Source organism: Mycobacterium sp. IDUB_1 (assembly GCF_055419625.1).
In genome coordinates this window covers 811,808-830,771 of record NZ_JBVAYA010000001.1, presented here as the reverse complement: position 1 = coordinate 830,771, position 18,964 = coordinate 811,808, and the positions used below count along the sequence as shown (strand labels likewise).

Below are 18,964 nucleotides of genomic sequence, written 5' to 3'. Positions count from 1 at the left end.
CGAATTTAAGTGCCGGTCACCAGGTGAGGACGGGTTTGACGACGTCGCCGCGGTGCTGTGCTGCCAGCGCCTCGTTCACGTCCGTGTGCGGGAACGAGGTGACCAGGCGGTCGATCGGCAGCCGACCCTGACCATGGAGCTCGAGCAGCTGCGGGATGAACGTGGCGGGCACCGAATCGCCTTCGAGACAGCCGTGCACCGTCTTGCCGCGCAGCACGAGGTCCCGTAGATCGATCTCCGGCACCCCGGCGCCCAGTCCCACTGCCACCGCCGACCCCCCGACCGCCAGCGCGGCCACCGCATCGGCGAGCACGTCGGGCCGGCCTGTGGTGTCCAGCGCGTGGTCGGCGCCGCCGCCGGTGAGATCGCGCACCGCCGCCACGACGTCGTCGCCGGGCGCCAGACTCGCGTGCGCTCCGAGGCTCTCGGCGAGTGCGCGGCGCTGCGGGGACGGTTCGATCACCACCACGGTCTGCGCCTCGGTGGCCAGTGCGGCGAGCACCCCTGCGAGACCGACTGCGCCGCCGCCGAATACGGCGACAGAGCTGCCAGGGTGGGGTTTCATCAGGTTGAGCACCGCGCCGGCACCGGTCTGGAAGCCGCACCCGAGCGGCGCCGCCACCGCGGGATCGACGTCGGCGCCCACCACGACGGTGTTGTCGGGCGTGCTCAGTGCGTACCCCGCGAGGCTGGACTGGCCGAAGAAGCCGTCGAGCACCCGGGTGTCACCCAACATCACGCGTGCCGATCCGTCGGCGCGCTGCCCGAAACCATTGAGACGCAATGCATCACGACAGTAGGCGGGCCTGTCTGTCAGGCAGTTGCGGCAGCGGCCGCAGGACCGGAACGTCAACACCACCCGGTCACCGGGCCGTACCCCGTCGACCGCATCACCCACCGCCTCGACGACGCCGGCACCCTCGTGGCCGAGCAGGACCGGCCGATCTGCCGCTCCGACAGCCCGATTGACCAGATCGGTGTGACAGATGCCCGACGCCTCGATCCGCACCAAGATCTCGTCGCCGCGCGGTTCGTCGACTCGGACCTCGGTCAGGACGAAGGGATCGGCCGGGTCGTAAGACAGTGCCGCGGTGGCCGTCGGCATCAGCGCATCGGCCGTCGAACAGTGGGAACGGAGCCAGGACGCATCACCGGGCGAGGGTATCCCCCGCCCCTCCCCCGACCGGGGGATACCCCGCATCGGGTTGTGAGCAGCGCGGGGAGTCTCTTTACACTGGCATCCTCCACGTCCAGCGACGTGCCTTCATGCGGCACGGTGCGCGAAGCCAAGATCGGATCGACATCGATGATCATCGGGATACCGAGAGAGTCCCTGCCCGGGGAGACGCGCGTCGCCGCGACTCCGCAGACAGTCGCGCAACTGCTCAAGCTCGGCTATGAGGTAACGGTCGAGTCCGGCTCAGGGTCCGCCGCGAGCTTCTCCGACGAGGCCTACACCGAGGCCGGCGCCACCGTCGGTGACCCGTGGGCCGCCGACATCGTCCTCAAGGTCAACGCCCCGAACGACTACGAGATCGCCCTGCTGCGCGACGGCGCCACCCTGGTCAGCCTCATCTCCCCCGCGCTGAAGCCCGAGCTGGTGGAGAAGCTGTCCGCGCGGCCGATCACGGTGCTGGCGATGGACGCGGTGCCCCGCATCTCGCGTGCGCAGTCACTCGACGTGCTGTCCTCGATGGCCAACATCGCCGGCTACCGCGCCGTCGTGGAGGCCGCGCACCGCTTCGGTCGGTTCTTCACCGGCCAGGTCACCGCCGCGGGCAAGGTGCCTCCGGCCAAGGTCCTCGTCGTCGGCGCAGGCGTGGCCGGGCTCGCCGCGATCGGTGCGGCGGGCAGCCTGGGCGCGATCGTGCGCGCGACCGACCCGCGTCCCGAGGTCGCCGACCAGGTCAAGTCCCTGGGTGGTGAGTACCTGGCCGTCGATCCGGCCGCGGCCGAGGTGTCGGCGACCGGCTACGCCAAGGAGATGGGCGACGACTACAAGGCGCGCGAGGCCCAGCTCTACGCCGAGCAGGCCAAGGACGTCGACATCATCATCACCACGGCATTGATCCCCGGCAGGCCCGCGCCGCGCATCATCACCGCCGACATGGTGGCCTCGATGCGGCCGGGCAGCGTCATCGTCGACATGGCCGCAGCCAACGGCGGCAACGTCGAGGGCACGGTCAAGGACCAGGCCGTCGTCACCGACCACGGCGTCACGATCATCGGCTACACCGACCTCGCCGGCCGGCTGCCCGCCACCGCGTCGCAGCTCTACGGCACCAACCTGGTCAACCTGCTCAAGCTGGTCACCCCGGAGAAGGACGGCCAGCTCACCCTCGACTTCGACGACGTCGTCCAACGGTCCGTCACCGTCGTGAAGGACGGCGAGCTCACCTGGCCGCCGCCCCCGGTGCAGGTCTCGGCCGCTCCCGCCGCGAAGGCTGCCGAGCCGGTCGCGCAGAAACCGGCGAAGCAACCGATGTCGATGGGGCGGCGGCTGGGCCTCACGTTCACCGCCGCAGCGGTGCTGTTCGCGTTGATCGCCCTCTCACCCGCCGCACTGCAGGTCCACCTGACGGTGTTCGCGCTGGCGATCGTGATCGGCTACTACGTGATCGGCAACGTGCACCACGCACTGCACACCCCGCTCATGTCGGTCACCAACGCGATCTCCGGCATCATCGTCGTCGGCGCCCTCCTGCAGATCGGGCACGGCAACCCCGTCATCACCGCGGTGGCCTTCGCCGCGATCCTGCTCGCCAGCATCAACGTCTTCGGCGGCTTCGCGGTGACCCGCCGCATGCTGGCCATGTTCTCGAGGAGCTAGAAGCCCATGTTGACTCTCGAAACCGCGGCGACCGCCGCCTACGTCGTCGCCGCGCTGCTGTTCATCCTCGCGCTGGCCGGCCTGTCCAAGCACGAGACCTCGCGGGCGGGCAACTCGTTCGGCATCGCCGGTATGGCCATCGCGCTGATCGCGACGATCGCGCTGGCGCTGGCCCGCCACATCGAGCCGCTCGGCCTGGGCCTGCTCGTGGTCGCGATGGCCATCGGCGCCGCGATCGGTCTGTGGCGCGCCAAGGTCGTGGAGATGACGGGCATGCCGGAGCTCATCGCGCTGCTGCACAGCTTCGTCGGCCTGGCCGCCGTGCTGGTCGGGTGGAACGGCTACCTGCACGTCGAACGTGACCTCGCGGGCGCCGAGGCGGTGCAGCTCGGCAGCGAGGGCATGCTCGGCATCCACTCCGCCGAGGTCGTGATCGGCGTGTTCATCGGGGCGGTGACGTTCACCGGCTCGATCGTGGCCAACCTGAAGCTGTCGGCGAAGATCAAGTCCGCGCCGATGATGTTGCCGGGCAAGAACGCCCTCAACGTGGGTGCGCTGGTGCTGTTCGCGGCGCTGACGGTGTGGTTCGTCATCGACCCGCAGCTGTGGCTGCTCGTCGTGGTCACCGCGCTCGCGCTGCTGCTGGGCTGGCACCTGGTCGCCTCGATCGGCGGCGGCGACATGCCCGTCGTGGTGTCGATGCTCAACAGCTACTCGGGCTGGGCCGCGGCCGCGTCGGGCTTCCTGCTGGGCAACGACCTGCTGATCATCACCGGCGCGCTGGTCGGCTCCTCGGGTGCCTACCTGTCCTACATCATGTGCAAGGCGATGAACCGCTCGTTCATCTCGGTCATCGCGGGCGGCTTCGGTATCGAGGCCGGCCCGGCCGAGGACAAGGACTACGGCGAGCACCGCGAGATCTCCGCCGACGGCGCCGCGGAACTGCTGGCAGGCGCCAGCAGCGTGATCATCACGCCCGGCTACGGCATGGCCGTCGCGCAGGCGCAGTACGGGGTGGCCGAGCTGACCCGCAAGCTGCGCGAGCGCGGCATCGAGGTCCGCTTCGGCATCCACCCCGTCGCCGGCCGCCTCCCCGGCCACATGAACGTGCTGCTGGCCGAGGCGAAGGTGCCCTACGACATCGTGCTCGAAATGGACGAGATCAACGACGACTTCGACGGCACGTCCGTCGTCCTCGTGATCGGCGCCAACGACACCGTCAACCCGGCCGCGTCGGAGGACCCGGGCTCACCGATCGCCGGCATGCCGGTGCTCACGGTGTGGAACGCCGACAATGTCATCGTGTTCAAGCGGTCCATGGCCTCGGGCTACGCCGGCGTACAGAACCCGCTGTTCTTCCGCGAGAACACGCAGATGCTCTTCGGCGACGCCAAGGACCGGGTCGACGCGATCAACGCAGCGCTGGGAGCGACTCAGACCGTCTGACGACGATCAAGCGGCGAGGGACGAGCCGCGTTGAGGAGTCAGACGATCAGGGCGCCGTCTGACGACGATCAAGCGGCGAGGGACGAGCCGCGTTGAGGAGTCAGACGATCAGGGCGCCGTCTGACGACGATCAAGCGGCGAGGGACGAGCCGCGTTGAGGAGTCAGACGATCAGGGCCCCGTCTGAATCGTCAGCCCGGTTTCTCGCGGGGACGTCGCGACGATCCGGCTGCCGTGCCCGTCGGCCGACTCGATGTGGATGGATCCGCCCATCGCGTCGAACCGGGCCTGCAGCGAGCCGAGCCCGATGTGCCCGGCCGCCAGCGATCGGCCGACGACGCCGGGGTCGAATCCGCAGCCGTCGTCGGTGACGGTCAGGATGACGCGGTCCCCGCGGCGCACGAGGTCGACGTGCACGGTCGTGGCGGCCGCGTGCTTGCCGACGTTGGTGAGAAGCTCGCGGGCCGCTCGGTACAGCAGCGACTGCGACGCCGGGTGGCCGACCTCTTCGAGGTCGGCGATGACGTCGACGTCGTGGCGAGTCTGGAACTGCCGCAACAGCTCTCGCACGCCAGCGGTGAGTCCCAGCTGCGCGAGCACCTGCGGGTGCAGCTCGGACACCGTCGAGCGCAGCCCCACGGCCGTCTCCTGCAGAGCGGTGTAGACGAGGTCCAGCGCGGGATCGGGGTGACGCTCGCGCGCGTCGTCGAGTTCCAGCCGGGCGGCGAGCAGCGTCTGCAGCGGCCCGTCGTGAAGGTGCTCGGCGACCTCGCGGTTGTGCTGTTCGTCGGACCGCATGGCCTCGGACACGAGCTGCCGGCGTACCTCCTGCAATGCGGTCAGCCGGGCGGCGCGACGGGCCAGCACGAAGCTCAGTGCGGTGGTCGCCACTGCCATCCACACCATGAAGCCGAAGTGCGTGTAGACCATGTTGGGCAGTCCGACAGAGTCGTCACGCTTGGAGTAGAAGATCCACACCGCGAGGTAGCCGACGGCGGTCACCGCGCCGATGAGCGCTGACAGCCCGGGCCGGTCCTGGAACGCCACCGAGATCGGGAGCAGGAAGAACACCGGCAGCAGCGCGGCCGTCGCGCCGCCGGACACCAGGCACAGCGCGATGATGACCGTCAGGTCGATGACGATCGACGTCCAGTCCGCCCAGCGCGGCACCGGTCCGCGCACCACGGCGATGAGCCACACCACGGCGGCGATCGCGTAGCAGCCCAGGATCGCGGCGTAGAGCTGCGGCAGCCAGTGGTCGACGTCCCAGATCCAGACCAGGACGCCGATCAGAGCGATGAGGGGCAGCCGCAGCAGCGCCGACACACGCACCGGTTCGGCGGCCAGGAAGTCCCGCCAGTCGCGCACTCGCTGCATGTCAGTCCAGCAGCTTGCGGCGCATCGCCTCGGCCACCGCGGCGGCCCGGTCGCTCACGCCGAGCTTCTCGTAGAGCCGCTGCACATGCGTCTTCACCGTCGACGGGGCCAGGAACAGCTCTTTGGCCATCGCCGGAATGCTGGCGCCGCCGGCGATGAGGACCAGCACCTCACGTTCGCGGGGGCTCAGCACCGGAGCGTCGGGTTCGGCGCGCCGGCGGATCTCACCGGCCAGCCCGGCGGCGAGGCTCGGCGCGACCACGTCGCGGCCCTTCGCGCAGTCCAGCACCGCGTTGACCAGCTCGCTGCGGGTCGACTCCTTGGGCAGGAATCCGGCCGCGCCGTCCTGCAGCGCCCGGTACACGATCGCGGACTCGTCGTGCGCGGAGATCAGCAGCACCCGGGTGGGCAGCGCGTCACGGACCACCGCGGCGGCGACGGCGGCGCCGTCCATCCCGGGCATCCGGTAGTCGAGCAGCGCTACCTGGGGCCGGTGTTCGCGTATCGCGGCCAGCGCGGCCGTCCCGTCGTCGGCCTCGGCCACCACGTCGATGGAGCCGCTGGACTGCAACGCCCTGACCACGCCGTCACGGAACATGGGGTGGTCGTCGCCGACCACCACGCTGACGCGGTCCACCATGGCGATCAGCATTCCACAGCCACCCGCAGGTGACGGGCCTATTCGGACGCGGTCAGGCCGCGGGTGGCGGGCCCTTCGAGGAGCGCGCCGTCGGGCGCGAACCGGGAGCCGTGCAGCGGACACTCCCACGCCAGGTCGGAGTCGTTCCAGTTGACGATGCCGCCGAGGTGCGGGCACACCGGGGAGACGGTGCGGGTCACGCCGTCGACGACGCTGGTGGCCGTCATCCGCCACGGCGCGCCGCTGACCACGCCCTGACCCTCTTCGGGTGTTTCCGACGAGGCGGTGATCGGGGTGATCCACCCCTTCGCCAGGTTCAGTCCGACCTGCATGTTGAGCTGCATCGCGGTGGGGATGCCGGTGAGTTCGTGCGGGCTCCAGCTGGCGAATGCGGCAGCCCAATCCATGCGCCCGCCCAGGATGCGGGAGGACAGCGCCAGCGCCGCGGCCACCCCGTTCGTCATCCCCCACTTGTCGAATCCCGTTGCCACGAGCAGGTTTTCCATCTTCGGCAGCAGAGGTCCGACGTAGGGCAGCTCGTCGATGGGGTGGTAGTCCTGCGCCGACCAGTAGTGGGTCTGCACGGCGCCGGGAAAGTGCAGGGCCGCCCATCGCGCCAGCTCGGACACCGCATCCTTCGGGTGCGAGGAGCGCCCGACGGTGTGGCCTGCGCCGCCGACGATGAGTTTGTCCCCGGCGTCGGTGGGCGCGTACCGCACCGAGCGGCTCGGCGAGTCGACCGAGAGGTACATCGATCGGGTGATGTCACCCGGCACGTCAAAAGCCATGCAGTAGGACCGTTTTGGCTCCATGCGGGCGAAGAAGAAGCCTCGGTCGAGTACGGGGATGCCGGTGGCCAGCACCACGCGCTGCGCGGTGATGGTGTGCTCGGCGGCGCGGGTGTCCTGCTCGTCGGCGGTGCGGCGCAGGTCGACCCGCAGCGGCCCGGTGCCGGAGACCTTGGTGGCGCGAACCCCCTGTAGCAGGGTGCCGCCGTGGCGTTCGAGTTCGGCGACCAGGCTGGACAGGTAGGGGATCGGGTCGATCTGGGCCTGGTTGCGGAGCCGCACTCCGCCGGCGAACGGGAACGGCACGTCGGCCTCGTCGACCCACTGTGCATCGAGTCCGGCCTCGCGGCAGGCGGACATGACGTCGCGCGCTGTGCTGAGACCCGGGGCGTTCTGCGCATACGCGTGGTCGTCTTCGCGCTGGAAGCTCAGCCCGTGCTCCTCGCAGTGCCGCACCAGCCAGTCCCGGCCCTCGGTGTTGCCGGTGACGTAAGCGCGCAGCGTGTCGCTACCGTGCTTGCCGGCGATGCTGGCCAGCTTGCTGCCTTGGAGCACGCTCACCTTGCCGGTGGTGTTGCCGGTGGCCGCCGCGCCCACGTGCCGGGCTTCCACCACGACGACCGACTTGCCGGCCCGCGCGAGCAGCGCCGCGGTGGTCAGGCCGGTGATGCCGGCGCCGACCACGACGATGTCCGCGGTGGTGATGTCGTCGATCACGCTGGCCGAGGTGGGGGCTTCCAGACGGCCGTCCGTCCACAGTGAAGGCATGGCGCGCCGTGTACCCGCGGCATTTCCGGTCAAACGACGCTCGCGTTTGGGCGGCGCGGATCGGGGCAGATATCCGGGGTGAGCATCTCCGACCTGACCACGCTGCCCCTGCGGGTCGGTTCCGCGCTGCGTGACCGGCGTGTCTTCCATCCCACCGGGGTGCTGTGTGCCGGGACCGTGACGCGGGTGGCCCGCGACGGTGACGGCCTGCCATTGGTGTCCGGTGACGTCGTGGGCCGGATCTCCAAGGGTGCGGGCACGCCCGGTTCGCTTCCCGACTTCGCCGGTCTGGCGTGGCGCATGCAGCGGGACGCGGACGCGCAGGTGCCGTGGGACGTGCTGATGGTGTCGTCGACGGCGCGCATCGTGCTGCGGCCGACACGGTCGTGGCCGGCCGCGCAGTACTCCACGCTGATGCCGCTGGGCTACCGCGGCGGCGTGTACTGGCTTCGGGCTCAGATGGTGACGCCACTCGATGACGACGGTTTGTCGGTGGCCTCGGTGCGCGACCGGTTGGCCTCGGGGCCGGTCGACTTCGACGTCGAGCAGGCCCGCGGCGGCGGGTCGTTCGCGCCGTTGGCGACGTTGCGGTTCGATCGGGCGTTGTGCGGCGACGAGCCCGAGTGCGACCAGCCGTTCGACCCGACGCAACGCAGCGGGTCCGAGGTGGTGTTGCTGCCGCATTGGTTGACGTCGCTGCGCACATCCGCCTACCGCAACAGCCGGGAAGGCCGCGGCGCGCAGTGATGCGCTGGTCCTGACCGCCTCGACGCCGACGGCGTTTACACGTGTCATATCGTGACGGGCATGGACTTCGCGATGTCAGCCAAGGCAGCCGACTACCACCAACGGCTGACCGATTTCATGGTCGAGAACGTCATTCCTGCCGAGGAGTCCTACGAGCGCTATCGGCGTGAGGCCGGCCCCGACGATCACACGGTGCCGCCGGTGATCGAGGAGTTGAAGGCCGAAGCCAAGAGCCGTGGACTGTGGAACCTCTTCCTTCCCGACGAGTCGGGGCTGAGCAATCTCGAGTACGCACCTCTGGCCGAGCTGACCGGCTGGAGCATGGAGATCGGCCCGGAGGTCACCAACTGCGCGGCCCCCGACACCGGCAACATGGAGACGCTGCATCTGTTCGCGACCCCGGAGCAGCGCAAGCAGTGGCTCGAGCCGCTGTTGGCCGGCGAGATCCGTAGCGCGTTCGCGATGACCGAGCCCGCGGTCGCATCCAGCGACGCCCGCAACATCGAGACGACGATGCTGCGCGACGGCGACGATTACGTGATCAACGGTCGCAAGTGGTGGATCTCCGGCGCCGCCGATCCGCGGTGCAAGATCCTCATCGTCATGGGCCGTACCAATCCCGATGCGGCCAGCCATCAGCAGCAATCGATGATCCTGGTGCCCACGGACACACCCGGGGTCTCGATCGAGCGGTCGCTTCCGGTGTTCGGTTGGCAGGATCAGCACGGCCACTGCGAGGTCGTTTTCGACAACGTCCGGGTGCCGTCGTCGAACCTGCTCGACCAGGAGGGCAGCGGGTTCGCGATCGCCCAGGCGCGCTTGGGCCCGGGCCGCATCCACCACTGCATGCGGGCGATCGGCGTGGCCGAGCGGGCGCTGGCACTGATGATCGACCGGGTGCAGAAGCGCGTGGCGTTCGGCAAGCCACTCGCGGAGCAGGGTGTGGTGCGGGAGTCGATTGCGTTGTCCCGCAACGCTATCGACCAGACGAGGATGCTGTGCCACAAGGCGGCGTGGACCATCGATCAGCACGGCAACAAGCACAAGGACGCCCAGGTGCTGGTGGCGCAGATCAAGGCGGTGGCACCGAAGATGGCGTGCGACGTCATCGATCGCGCGATCCAGGTGCACGGCGGAGCGGGCATCGCGGACGACTTCCCGCTGGCGCGGATGTACGGCTGGCACCGGGCGATGCGGCTGTTCGACGGCCCCGACGAGGTCCACATGCGCACCATCGCCCGCGCCGAATTGGGCAGGGAGAAGTCAGCTTTGGCGGCGGCGGTGACCAGCTAGTGGGTTCGGCCGGCAACGAGCTGTCGGGCGCCTGGAACTTCCGCGATGTCGCCGAGCAGACCGGGATCGTCCCCGGCCGGCTCTTCCGGGCAAGTGAGCTGTCCAAGCTCGACGACGCCGGGCGCTCGGCGCTGCGGGGGTTCGGCGTGACGGATGTGGCTGATCTGCGCACGCTGCGCGAGGTGGAGCGGCACGGCCCGGGGCTGGTGCCCGCGGGCGTGGACATCCACCATCTGCCGTTCGTCGAGACGACGGTCTCCGATGACGAGGCGCCGCACGAGCACGCGTTCAAGCGGATGATGACCGACAAGCCGGACGGTGAGTCGATCGCCGATGCTGCGGCGCGGTACATGACCGAGGAGTACGGACGGATCGCGAGTGCGCCATTGGCGCAGCGGGCTGTTCGCGAGGTGGTCACGCTGCTCGGTTCGGGACGACGGGTGTTGGCGCATTGCTTCGCGGGCAAGGACCGCACGGGTTTCACGACCGCGGTGGTGCTGCAGGCTGCGGGGGTGGACCGCGACGCCGTGATGGCTGATTACCTCCGCAGCAATGACGCGGTGCCGCAGTTGCGGGAGAGCATTTTGGCGAACCTGCGTCAGCGGGCGGCGGAGGCGCCGGAGATCCTGGACCTCGCCGAGGCTCGGCTGACCGATTCGGTGCTGGGGGTGCGCGAGGAATACTTGGCCGCGGCGCTTCGCACGGTGGATGACGAATTCGGTTCTCTGGCAGGCTATCTGGAGGCCAGCGGGCTCGGCGCGGCGGATCTGGACCGGTTGCGCACCCAGCTTCAGGGCTAGTCGAGGTAGAGCGCGACTCGGTCCCAGAAGTGTTCGTCGTCACGACCGGCAGCGATTCCGGCGTGGGCGCGAAGTTCCATGGCGCGGCGGTGAATTCGCTGTTCCGTTGTTCGGGGCATTTCTCCGGGGCCGTATTTGCCGCGGCGGAGTCGGTGGACCCGGCCGCGATCCCGCTCCCAGCGCAGGGCATCGAAGACTGTCTTGGCGGGCCGGCCGGTGACGCTGAAACCTTGGTACTCGAGCGCGTCGAGAAGATCGGGGATGGTCTGGGGGCCGACGCGGAACAGGTGGTCGGTGATCACCGAGCGCAGGCCGATTCCGCGGATCACGTACAGGTCGGACATGGTCGAAGGCTTGCACGTCGCACCGACACCCCGCTGCCACGATCGGGCCGCGGCGTAACCTTCGCCCGCGGACCCACCCTGCTCGACCGCACACCCTCAGCCACACTTTCGGCGGATACACAGACCCACTAACCAGACACCGACACAGTCGCTCACAGTGGGCTGCCGGCACATACGCGCTCAGACCGTCAGATACACCCCGACCGCCCACGCAACCGTCGCCAACAGCGCCCCCGTCAACTCCACACCCACCGACAGCGCAACACCTTTGACCGCGTGCACAGTCGAGGCCCAGGCCCGCGTCAGGTTTCCCCGCGACGCCAATTCGGCACCGAACACACCGGCGACGAAACCGACCACCAGCCCGACGACGGGAATCACGAAGAACCCCACGATGCCGGCCAGCGCTCCCACTGCCAGAACCGACGTCCGCACCTGAGCGTCGCGCATCCGCCGCGCCGGCCACACGTACTTGATGATCGCCGCCGCCGCGAAGAACGCCGCTGCGACGCCGAACGTCACCCACGCGGTCGCGCCCCCTTCGACGAACGCCCACACCCCGATCGCCGCGATCACCAGGATTCCGCCGGGCAGGATCGGCACCAGGATGCCCACCAGGCCCACGGCGATCACCAGCCCGACCAGGATGATGCCGGCAGCACTCACTCCGGGTCAGCCCGCCATCGGGGTATTGACCTTGTCGGCCTCGATCGTGACGATGAGCCGGGTCTCGTCGGGATTTCCGCTGAAGTACGGGTACGGGATGCCCAGGTACTTCTGCGACAACTCGTCGATGTGCGCTTTGCCGCCCTCGCTGGTCATCGACGTCACGCGACCGCGCACCTCGTAGAACCGCGCGACGTTGTCGGGGTCGGCCACGTTGACCGCGATGCGGGGATCGCGGCGCAGGTTCCGCTCCTTCTGCATACCGCCGACGATGTTGAGGACGACGTTGGTGCCGTCGGTGGCCACCCACGTCTCGGTGAGCTGCGGTGAGCCATCCGCCATCAGCGTCGCCACGAAGCAGGGGCTCGGCTTGCGCAGCAGGTCGATGAGATCATCAGGCAGGGTGGCGGTCATGGTAACGATCCTTTCAAGCTCCGAGTCGATCGGCGAGATCGCCGAAATCGTCTGCCACGACGTCGAATTCGTCCTCAGCAGGTTTGCGCAGTGAGCGCTGCGGCCCGTACTCGGTGGGCCGGAACACGAAACCGGTTCGCAGGCCGGCGTCTCGTGCCGCTCGCAAGTCGGACGGATGCGCGGCCACCATCATCAGCTCGCTCGGCGCCACGTCGAGGATCTCGGCGCAGCCGAGGTACGTCTCGGGATCGGGTTTGTAATGCCGGAAGACCTCGGCTGAGAGCACGCAATCCCACGGCAGTCCAGCGTATTTGGCCATGTTCGTCAGCAGGGACACATTGCCGTTCGACAGCGTGGTGATGACGAAGCGCTGCTTGAGCCGGGTCAGTCCGGCCACCGCGTCCGGCCACGGGTCGAGCCGATGCCACGCTCGGTTCAGGTCGTCGATCTCCGCGTCGTCGACGTCGATGCCGTGGTCGGTGAACAATTCCACGAGCCGTTCGCGATGCAGGTCGTCGATCCGCGTCCACGGCAGCTCGCCGCGCCGCACTCGGTCCATCGCGGGCGCGTAACCGGCCCGCCAGTCGTCGGCGAACGCCGACCAGTCGTCCTCGACGCCATGTCGTGCGCCGAAGGCCGCGAGCTCGCGGGCCACGCTGGAACGCCAGTCGACGACGGTGCCGAACACGTCGAACGCCAGCGCTCGAATCACGGCTCCAGGACCAGCTTCCCGTGGATCTCTCCATTGGCGAGCTTCTGCAACGCCTCGGCTCCGGCCGACAGCGGAAAGCGCACCGGCGCAGGCGGTCTCAAGCCCTGCGCCACCAGCTCCGCCAACCCCGCTCCGACCTCGGCCTGCGCGCCGGGCGTGCGGTTGACGAACTCACCCCAGCCGACCCCGACCACGCTGACGTTGCGCAGCAGCAACCGGTTCACCTTGACCGTCGGGATACCGCCTGCGGCGAAGCCGATGACCAACAGCCGGCCCTCGGTGGCCAGCGCTCGTACGGCGTCATCGAAGGCCGACCCGCCGATCGGGTCCACCACGACATCGACCCCACGGCCGTCTGTGTGCTGTTTGACCGCGTCCAGCCAGCCGTCGGTCAACGGCAGAACCACGTCAGCACCCAGGGACTCGACGAATTCGACCGCCGAGGGACGGTGAACCATCGCGATCACGCGGGCGCCCAGCCCCTTGGCGATCTGCACCGCCGCCGTTCCGACGCCACCGCCCGAGCCGAGCACCAGTACCGTCTCCCCGGCCCGCAGCGCCGCGCGGCGTTGAAGTGCGAAGTACATCGTGTAGTAGTTGCCCAGCAGAGCTGCGGCAGAGGCGTCGTCGACGTCGGGCGGCGTCGGAACCACGCTCCCGGGATCGACGGCCACCTGCTCGGCATACCCGCCGAGCATCGTGAATGCCGAAACTCGTTGACCCACCGTGAATGCCGAACCAGCGGGCGCGGATCGCACCGTGCCCGCCGCTTCCATGCCCGGGATGAACGGCGGGTCCAGCCGCAACTGGTACTCACCGCGGAGTAGAAGCAGGTCCGGGAAGCACACCCCGGCGGCTCGGACGTCGATCACCACCTGCCCGTCACCCGCGGGGTCTGGCATGTCCGTGTAGGACAACCCCGCGGGTCCGGACAACTCCTGCGCAACAAGCGCTTTCATGCAGCGGTCAGCCGAGGTTGAACGACGCGCGCTCGGCGGCCGACAGATCGGTGATCTCGCCCCACTTGCCCGCGACGTCGTCGACCGACGGCACCTCGGTGAACGTCACACCCTTGTTCTGGAAGAGCGCCACCCGCTGGACCTTGCCACCACCGACGATGAACACCGATGCGGTCTCGGGCACCTCTTCGGTGCACAGGTAGGCCACCACGGGTGCCACGTACTCGGGTGTGAGCTTCTCGAAGACCTCCGGCGGCAGGATGTCCTGCGTCATGCGGGTCGCCGCGATCGGGGCAATCGCGTTGGTCTTGATGTTGTACTTCGCGCCTTCCTGGGCCAGCGTGTTGATCATGCCGACGAGACCGAGTTTGGCGGCGCCGTAGTTGGCCTGGCCGAAGTTGCCGAACAGTCCACTGGTCGAGGTCGCGACGACGACGCGACCGAAACCGTTCTCGCGGAAGTGCGGCCAGGCTGCGCGGATCACGTTGTAGCCGCCGTACAGGTGCACCTTCAGCACGGCGTCCCAGTTCGAGAACTCCATCTTGTGGAACGTGCCGTCGCGCAGGATGCCCGCGTTGCTGACCACACCGTCGATCTTGCCGAACTCGTCGACGGCGGTCTTGATGATGTTGGCAGCGCCCTCGGGCTCGGCGACGGAGTCGTAGTTGGCGACCGCGCGGCCACCGGCATCCTTGATCTCCTGGACGACCTCGTCGGCCATGTTGTGGCCGGCGCCGGTGCCGTCGCGTGCCCCGCCGAGGTCGTTGACCACCACGCTGGCACCTTCACGGGCGAGCGTCAGCGCGTATTCGCGCCCGAGTCCGCCTCCGGCACCGGTGACGACGACGACTCGATCCTGCACTCCTGGCATTGACTATCCCCTTTCAGAACAACCGACGGGCGAGCTTCCACGCCTTCTCTGTATACGGGGGATAGATGAAGGCGCCGACATCGGGTCGAGTCGTCTTGGTCATCACGGTCTTCTTGTGGCTGAACGTCTCGAACCCGAACTTGCCGTGGTAAGCGCCCATGCCGGACGGGCCAACCCCGCCGAAAGGCAGCTTGTGCGTGGCGAAGTGGAACAGCAGGTGGTTGATCACCATGCCGCCGGCAGAGACGTTCTTGACGACGCGCTCGCGCACCGCTTTGGTCTTGGTGAACAGGTACGCGGCGAGCGGCTTAGGCCGCGCGTTCACGAAATCGATTGCCTCGTCGATGTTCTGGACGGTGACCACGGGCAGGATCGGGCCGAAGATCTCGTCGGTCATCAACGGTTCGGCCGGGTCCGGGTCGACGACGACGGTCGGCTGGATCTTGATGGTGGCCGCGTCGGAGTCCCCGCCAACGGCGACGGTGCCCTTGGTGGCGGCCAGGGCATCGGTGAGCCGGGCGAAGTGCCGCTCGTTGACGATCTGCTTACCGCTGGGGTTGTTCGCCTCGAAGCCGGCGACAGCGTCGCGCAGCTTGTCGACGAGCTCGTCACGGATGGACGCCTCGGCCAACACGTAGTCGGGAGCGATGCAGATCTGCCCGGAGTTGATCAGCTTCGTCCAGGCGATGCGCTTGGCGGCGACGTCGATGTCAGCGTCGGCCGACACGATGACCGGGCTCTTGCCACCGAGCTCGAGGGTGACCGGCGTCAGGTGCGCGGCGGCCCGCTCGTACACCTTGCGCCCGACCTCGGTGCCTCCGGTGAAGAGCAGATAGTCGAATCCCTGGTCGATGAGGTCCTGGCTGACCATGCCGTCGCCCTCGATCACGGCGATGGCGTCGTTGTCGAGGTAGCGCGGGACCAGCTCGGCCATCAGCGCCGAGGATGCCGGCGACACTTCGGACGGTTTGAGCACGACCGTGTTTCCCGCGGCGATCGCGCCGACGGCGGGGCCCAGCGTCAGCGCGAACGGGAAGTTCCACGCGCCGATGATGAGCACGGTGCCGTATGGCTCGTACTCGACCCAGCCACGCCCGGGCAGCTGCGACATCTCGAGCATCTTGTAGCTGCGCTTCATCCACCGGCTGACGCTCTTGGCGGCGCTCTTGGCCTCCCCCGCGGTGCTGGCGACGTCGGCGAGCCACGCTTCGAACGGGGTGCGGCCGAGATCCTTCTCCAGCGCGGCGGCGATCGCCGCCTCGTTCTCGGTCATCAGCCGTTCAAGGGCGTTCAGCTGCTGCTTTCGCCACTCCACACTGCGGGTGCGGCCGGTCGCGAAGGTCTCCCGGAGCCTGCGGACGGTAGCTGCGATGTCAGGGGTGTCGGTGTCTAGTGCGACGGGCACGGCGGAATCGGTGGTCATGAAGGGTCTCCTTGGTCTGACCGGCGAGTACCCCGAATCGTAGCCAACCACCCAGTTGGTGAACAGGCGCGCGTCAGTCGCGGACCGCGGTGGTGAAGGTGGAGAACGATCCGCTGTCTGCGTCCTCGACCTCGATATAGCGGTCGAGGCGGCGCATCTCGTCGAGCGAGGGCACCGCAGTGGCGTGCCAACCGTGGGCGTCGAGCCATTCGGCGACCTCGGCGCGGTCGGGGTCGTCGTAGGTGAGCTCGCTGATGTCCATCGGCTGGACATCGAACTGCGCGGTGATGCGGGCGAACCGCTCCCGCATGCGTTCGCGGCGGTCCTCGGCGTGCGGGCGCATCGACTCCGCGGCGATGCGGCTTCCCGGCGCACTCAGCTCGGTGACCTGCGTGAACAGTCGGTCCTGGGCGTCGGCGGGGAGGTACATGAGCAGCCCTTCGGCCAGCCACGCCGTCGGCTGTGCAGTATCGAACCCGGCGGCCGTCAACGCGGCGGGCCAGTCCTGGCGCAGGTCGATCGCCACGGCGCGCCGGTCGGCGGTGGGATCGACACCGTGCTCGGCCAGCGTCGCGGCCTTGTACTCCAGCACCTTGGGCTGGTCGATCTCGAAGACGGTGGTGCCTGCCGGCCAGGACAGCCGGAACGCGCGGGAATCCAGCCCCGACGCGAGGATCACGATCTGCCGGACGCCCGCGGTCAGCGCCTCGTCGAAGAAGGTGTCGAAGAACCGCGTGCGCACCGCCTGGTAGCTCTTCATGTTCTCGAACATCGCGGCGACCTCCGGGTTGGAGGTCGTGACCCGTGCGATGAAGTCGTCGTCGAGCATCAACCCCCAGACACCGTCGCCGGCCTCGGCGATCAGGATCTCGGCGTACGGGTCGCGAATCAGTGCGTCGGGGCGCCGCGTCTCAGCGGCGCGCGCGGCGGCGACCATGACGGCCGTGGCGCCGACGCTAGAGGTGATGTCCCAGGTGTCGTTGTCCGTGCGCGAACTGCTCATACTTCGGGAGTCTAACTATCGCGACGGCCGGGTGAATCTAGGAACCGAGATGCCACAGCTTGTTGGCAAGAAGCAGCTCGAGTTTGTGGACCACGGTGCCCAGCGCGGCGCGATCCCCGACGAACCCGGCATAGAAGCCCATCCCCCACAGCACCGCGACCAGCATCTCGACCAGATGGTCGACGTCGGTGTCGGAGCTGAGCTCACCGCGAGCGATCGCGTCGTTGACCGCCCACGCGACGAAGGAGCGGGAGTTCTTCAGCGGATCGTGGTCGTCGCTGACCAGTTCGGGATGCCGTTGGGTCTCCAGGACCGACGTGACCAGGAACGCCGCGGCGGAGCGATCCTCGGTGTCCACCTGCGTGGTCGCCGCCAAAAACGCCGCCAGCCGGTCGACCAGGCCGGTGCGTTCCCGCGCGCGTGACACTCCGGTGCTGACGATCGTCGCGTTCGTCTGCTCGACGACTTCGCCCCACAGCACACGCTTGCTGGCAAAGTAGTGATTGATCGCTGGTCGGGTCAGATCGGCCCGGACGGCGATCGCCTGGAACGTCGCGGCGTCGTACCCCAACTCGCTGAACACCTCGCGCGCAGCAAGCAAAATGCGCTCCCGCGTCTCGGCAGCCTTCGCCGCGGGGGGTCGACCTGGGCCTCTACTCGCCGTGTAAGGCACCTCGAAATTGTGCCACACGTCACCGGGGGTGCCCGCAGCCTGTCGTTTCTGACACCGACCTGCGGATTCGAGCAAACATCCAACCGCCGACTTAGAGTTTGAACATGGGGGCGTCGGGGTCACGGGAGTTGTTCTTTCAGGCGGGGTTCGATGTGCTGGCCGAATCCGGCTACGGCGGGCTGAAGCTCGCCTCGGTGTGCGGCAAGCTCGGTGTCACGAGCGGATCGTTCTATCACCACTTCGCGAGCTGGTCGGACTACACGCGCCAGCTCGTCACGGACTGGCAGGTCCGGATGACGGTCCGCGTGGAAGAAGTCGGCGAAGATCCCGACCCGAGGCGACGGCTGGACCGGATGATCAAAGGCGGGCTGACGCTGCCGCACGGTGCCGAGGCAGCGATCCGCGTCTGGGGTTCGATCGACCAGCACGTGCACGACGCGCAGGCGGCGGTCGATCGTCACCGTTTCGACGCAGTGTTCGACGCCGCGTTGCAAGTATTGGGAAACAGACGGCAGGCTGAGATGTTCGCGTCGTGGTCGATCTACCTGCTCGTCGGATACGAGCAGGCGCTGTTGCCACGCAACCCGGACGGATTGGAGTGGCTGGTGACCCAAATGCTCGAGAGTCTGGACGCCGGGCGGTTCGCGTCGGTGCCAGACAGTGACTGACCCCGTCGGCGGCCAGGCCGAGGCAGCGCCCGTCGAGCATGTCGTGGCGATGCTGCGGGAGCGTCTGTACGGGGCCATCTCGTGTCTGGCCACGCTGGTGGTCCTGACGCGCTACACCGAAGACGACACCAGCGGCTGGGCCCGGATGCTCGACGTCGCGGTGACCATGGGCGGGCTGTGGGCGGCCAGCCTGCTGGCCGATTGGGTCGCCCACCTGGCCGTGCACGAGGAGGCGCCGCACGGGGCGGAGCGCTGGCGGATCATGCAGGCCTCAGGGCAGATCCTGCAGGCCGCTGTGCTGCCGCTGGCGGCGCTGGCGACGGCCGGGTTCGGGCTGCTCGACACCGACACCGCGATGTGGGTCGCGAAGTGGATCCTCGTCGGCGAGCTCGGCCTGATCGCGTTGCTGGCCGTGCGCCGCACCCGGCTACCGTGGTGGCAGCAAACGCTCACCGTGGCAACGCTGGTCGTGGTGGGCCTGCTCGTCATCGCCGTGAAGGTGCTCGCGCATTGACGACTGCGCCGACACTCGACGTACGTGCT

20 protein-coding genes are annotated in these 18,964 nt (G+C 68.5%); 7 read left to right on the top strand and 13 right to left on the bottom strand.

The genetic code is table 11. From position 1 onward, the window contains the following. Positions 1-16: 16 nt before the first annotated feature. Positions 17-1,105 (bottom strand): NAD(P)-dependent alcohol dehydrogenase, encoded by a 1,089-nt coding sequence (locus ACZYYX_RS04245; protein WP_463813173.1) that lies wholly within the window; start codon positions 1,103-1,105, stop codon positions 17-19. A gap of 201 nt (positions 1,106-1,306) precedes the next feature. Between ACZYYX_RS04245 and ACZYYX_RS04240 the strand changes: the two genes are divergently transcribed. Both ACZYYX_RS04240 and pntB read left to right on the top strand, forming a co-directional pair. Further along, on the top strand, positions 1,307-2,830 hold the full coding sequence (locus tag ACZYYX_RS04240; protein WP_463814798.1) for a Re/Si-specific NAD(P)(+) transhydrogenase subunit alpha: 1,524 nt from the start codon (positions 1,307-1,309) through the stop codon (positions 2,828-2,830). Between the two features lie 6 nt (positions 2,831-2,836). Further along, positions 2,837-4,276, top strand: coding sequence for a Re/Si-specific NAD(P)(+) transhydrogenase subunit beta (gene pntB, locus ACZYYX_RS04235; RefSeq protein WP_463813172.1), 1,440 nt, complete (start codon positions 2,837-2,839; stop codon positions 4,274-4,276). Positions 4,277-4,446: 170 nt separating this feature from the next. Here the strand turns inward: pntB and ACZYYX_RS04230 are convergent, their stop codons facing one another. Genes ACZYYX_RS04230 through ACZYYX_RS04220 form a run of 3 tightly spaced genes read right to left on the bottom strand, consistent with a single transcriptional unit; the run spans position 4,447 to position 7,848 of the window. Further along, positions 4,447-5,652, bottom strand: coding sequence for a sensor histidine kinase (locus ACZYYX_RS04230; protein WP_463813171.1), 1,206 nt, complete (start codon positions 5,650-5,652; stop codon positions 4,447-4,449). Between the two features lies 1 nt (position 5,653). Then, positions 5,654-6,304, bottom strand: coding sequence for a response regulator (locus ACZYYX_RS04225; protein ID WP_463813170.1), 651 nt, complete (start codon positions 6,302-6,304; stop codon positions 5,654-5,656). Between the two features lie 26 nt (positions 6,305-6,330). Further along, on the bottom strand, positions 6,331-7,848 hold the full coding sequence (locus tag ACZYYX_RS04220) for an FAD-dependent oxidoreductase (RefSeq protein WP_463813168.1): 1,518 nt from the start codon (positions 7,846-7,848) through the stop codon (positions 6,331-6,333). Positions 7,849-7,926: 78 nt separating this feature from the next. Between ACZYYX_RS04220 and ACZYYX_RS04215 the strand changes: the two genes are divergently transcribed. The 3 genes from ACZYYX_RS04215 to ACZYYX_RS04205 all read left to right on the top strand — a co-directional run bounded on the left by ACZYYX_RS04215 (position 7,927) and on the right by ACZYYX_RS04205 (position 10,688). Further along, complete coding sequence (locus ACZYYX_RS04215) at positions 7,927-8,595, top strand: phosphodiesterase (protein ID WP_463813167.1); 669 nt, start codon at positions 7,927-7,929, stop codon at positions 8,593-8,595. A gap of 72 nt (positions 8,596-8,667) precedes the next feature. Beyond that, the gene (locus tag ACZYYX_RS04210) at positions 8,668-9,888 is read left to right on the top strand and encodes an acyl-CoA dehydrogenase family protein (RefSeq protein ID WP_463814797.1); all 1,221 of its coding nucleotides are present in this window, start codon (positions 8,668-8,670) and stop codon (positions 9,886-9,888) included. Then, positions 9,888-10,688, top strand: a complete 801-nt coding sequence (locus ACZYYX_RS04205) for a tyrosine-protein phosphatase (protein WP_463813166.1) — start codon at positions 9,888-9,890, stop codon at positions 10,686-10,688. Before ACZYYX_RS04210 ends, ACZYYX_RS04205 begins: the two co-directional genes overlap by 1 nt. Here ACZYYX_RS04205 and ACZYYX_RS04200 read toward each other — a convergent pair. The 9 genes from ACZYYX_RS04200 to ACZYYX_RS04160 form a co-directional block, all read right to left on the bottom strand. Then, complete coding sequence (locus tag ACZYYX_RS04200; RefSeq protein ID WP_463813165.1) at positions 10,685-11,032, bottom strand: hypothetical protein; 348 nt, start codon at positions 11,030-11,032, stop codon at positions 10,685-10,687. The genes ACZYYX_RS04205 and ACZYYX_RS04200 overlap by 4 nt on opposite strands. A gap of 180 nt (positions 11,033-11,212) precedes the next feature. Further along, a complete protein-coding gene (locus ACZYYX_RS04195) occupies positions 11,213-11,698 on the bottom strand; it encodes a DUF456 domain-containing protein (protein WP_463813164.1) in 486 nt (161 codons plus the stop codon). A gap of 6 nt (positions 11,699-11,704) precedes the next feature. Next, positions 11,705-12,112, bottom strand: coding sequence for a PPOX class F420-dependent oxidoreductase (locus ACZYYX_RS04190; RefSeq protein WP_463813163.1), 408 nt, complete (start codon positions 12,110-12,112; stop codon positions 11,705-11,707). A gap of 13 nt (positions 12,113-12,125) precedes the next feature. Continuing rightward, the gene (locus ACZYYX_RS04185; protein ID WP_463813162.1) at positions 12,126-12,824 is read right to left on the bottom strand and encodes a haloacid dehalogenase type II; all 699 of its coding nucleotides are present in this window, start codon (positions 12,822-12,824) and stop codon (positions 12,126-12,128) included. Further along, complete coding sequence (locus ACZYYX_RS04180) at positions 12,821-13,783, bottom strand: NADPH:quinone oxidoreductase family protein (RefSeq protein WP_463813161.1); 963 nt, start codon at positions 13,781-13,783, stop codon at positions 12,821-12,823. The genes ACZYYX_RS04185 and ACZYYX_RS04180 overlap by 4 nt, the downstream gene beginning before the upstream one ends. A gap of 7 nt (positions 13,784-13,790) precedes the next feature. Continuing rightward, complete coding sequence (locus ACZYYX_RS04175) at positions 13,791-14,654, bottom strand: SDR family NAD(P)-dependent oxidoreductase (protein ID WP_463813160.1); 864 nt, start codon at positions 14,652-14,654, stop codon at positions 13,791-13,793. A 13-nt stretch (positions 14,655-14,667) separates the two neighbouring features. Further along, the gene (locus ACZYYX_RS04170) at positions 14,668-16,077 is read right to left on the bottom strand and encodes an aldehyde dehydrogenase family protein (protein WP_463813159.1); all 1,410 of its coding nucleotides are present in this window, start codon (positions 16,075-16,077) and stop codon (positions 14,668-14,670) included. Between the two features lie 73 nt (positions 16,078-16,150). After that, positions 16,151-17,080, bottom strand: coding sequence for a class I SAM-dependent methyltransferase (locus ACZYYX_RS04165; RefSeq protein WP_463813157.1), 930 nt, complete (start codon positions 17,078-17,080; stop codon positions 16,151-16,153). A gap of 37 nt (positions 17,081-17,117) precedes the next feature. Further along, positions 17,118-17,753 (bottom strand): TetR/AcrR family transcriptional regulator, encoded by a 636-nt coding sequence (locus ACZYYX_RS04160; protein ID WP_463813156.1) that lies wholly within the window; start codon positions 17,751-17,753, stop codon positions 17,118-17,120. 104 nt (positions 17,754-17,857) lie between these two features. Between ACZYYX_RS04160 and ACZYYX_RS04155 the strand changes: the two genes are divergently transcribed. Together ACZYYX_RS04155 and ACZYYX_RS04150 are read left to right on the top strand one after the other, a co-directional pair. Beyond that, positions 17,858-18,421: a TetR/AcrR family transcriptional regulator gene (locus ACZYYX_RS04155; protein ID WP_463813155.1), complete on the top strand. Its 564-nt coding sequence runs from the start codon at positions 17,858-17,860 to the stop codon at positions 18,419-18,421. Between the two features lie 49 nt (positions 18,422-18,470). Further along, complete coding sequence (locus ACZYYX_RS04150) at positions 18,471-18,935, top strand: hypothetical protein (RefSeq protein WP_463814795.1); 465 nt, start codon at positions 18,471-18,473, stop codon at positions 18,933-18,935. Positions 18,936-18,964: the final 29 nt, after the last annotated feature.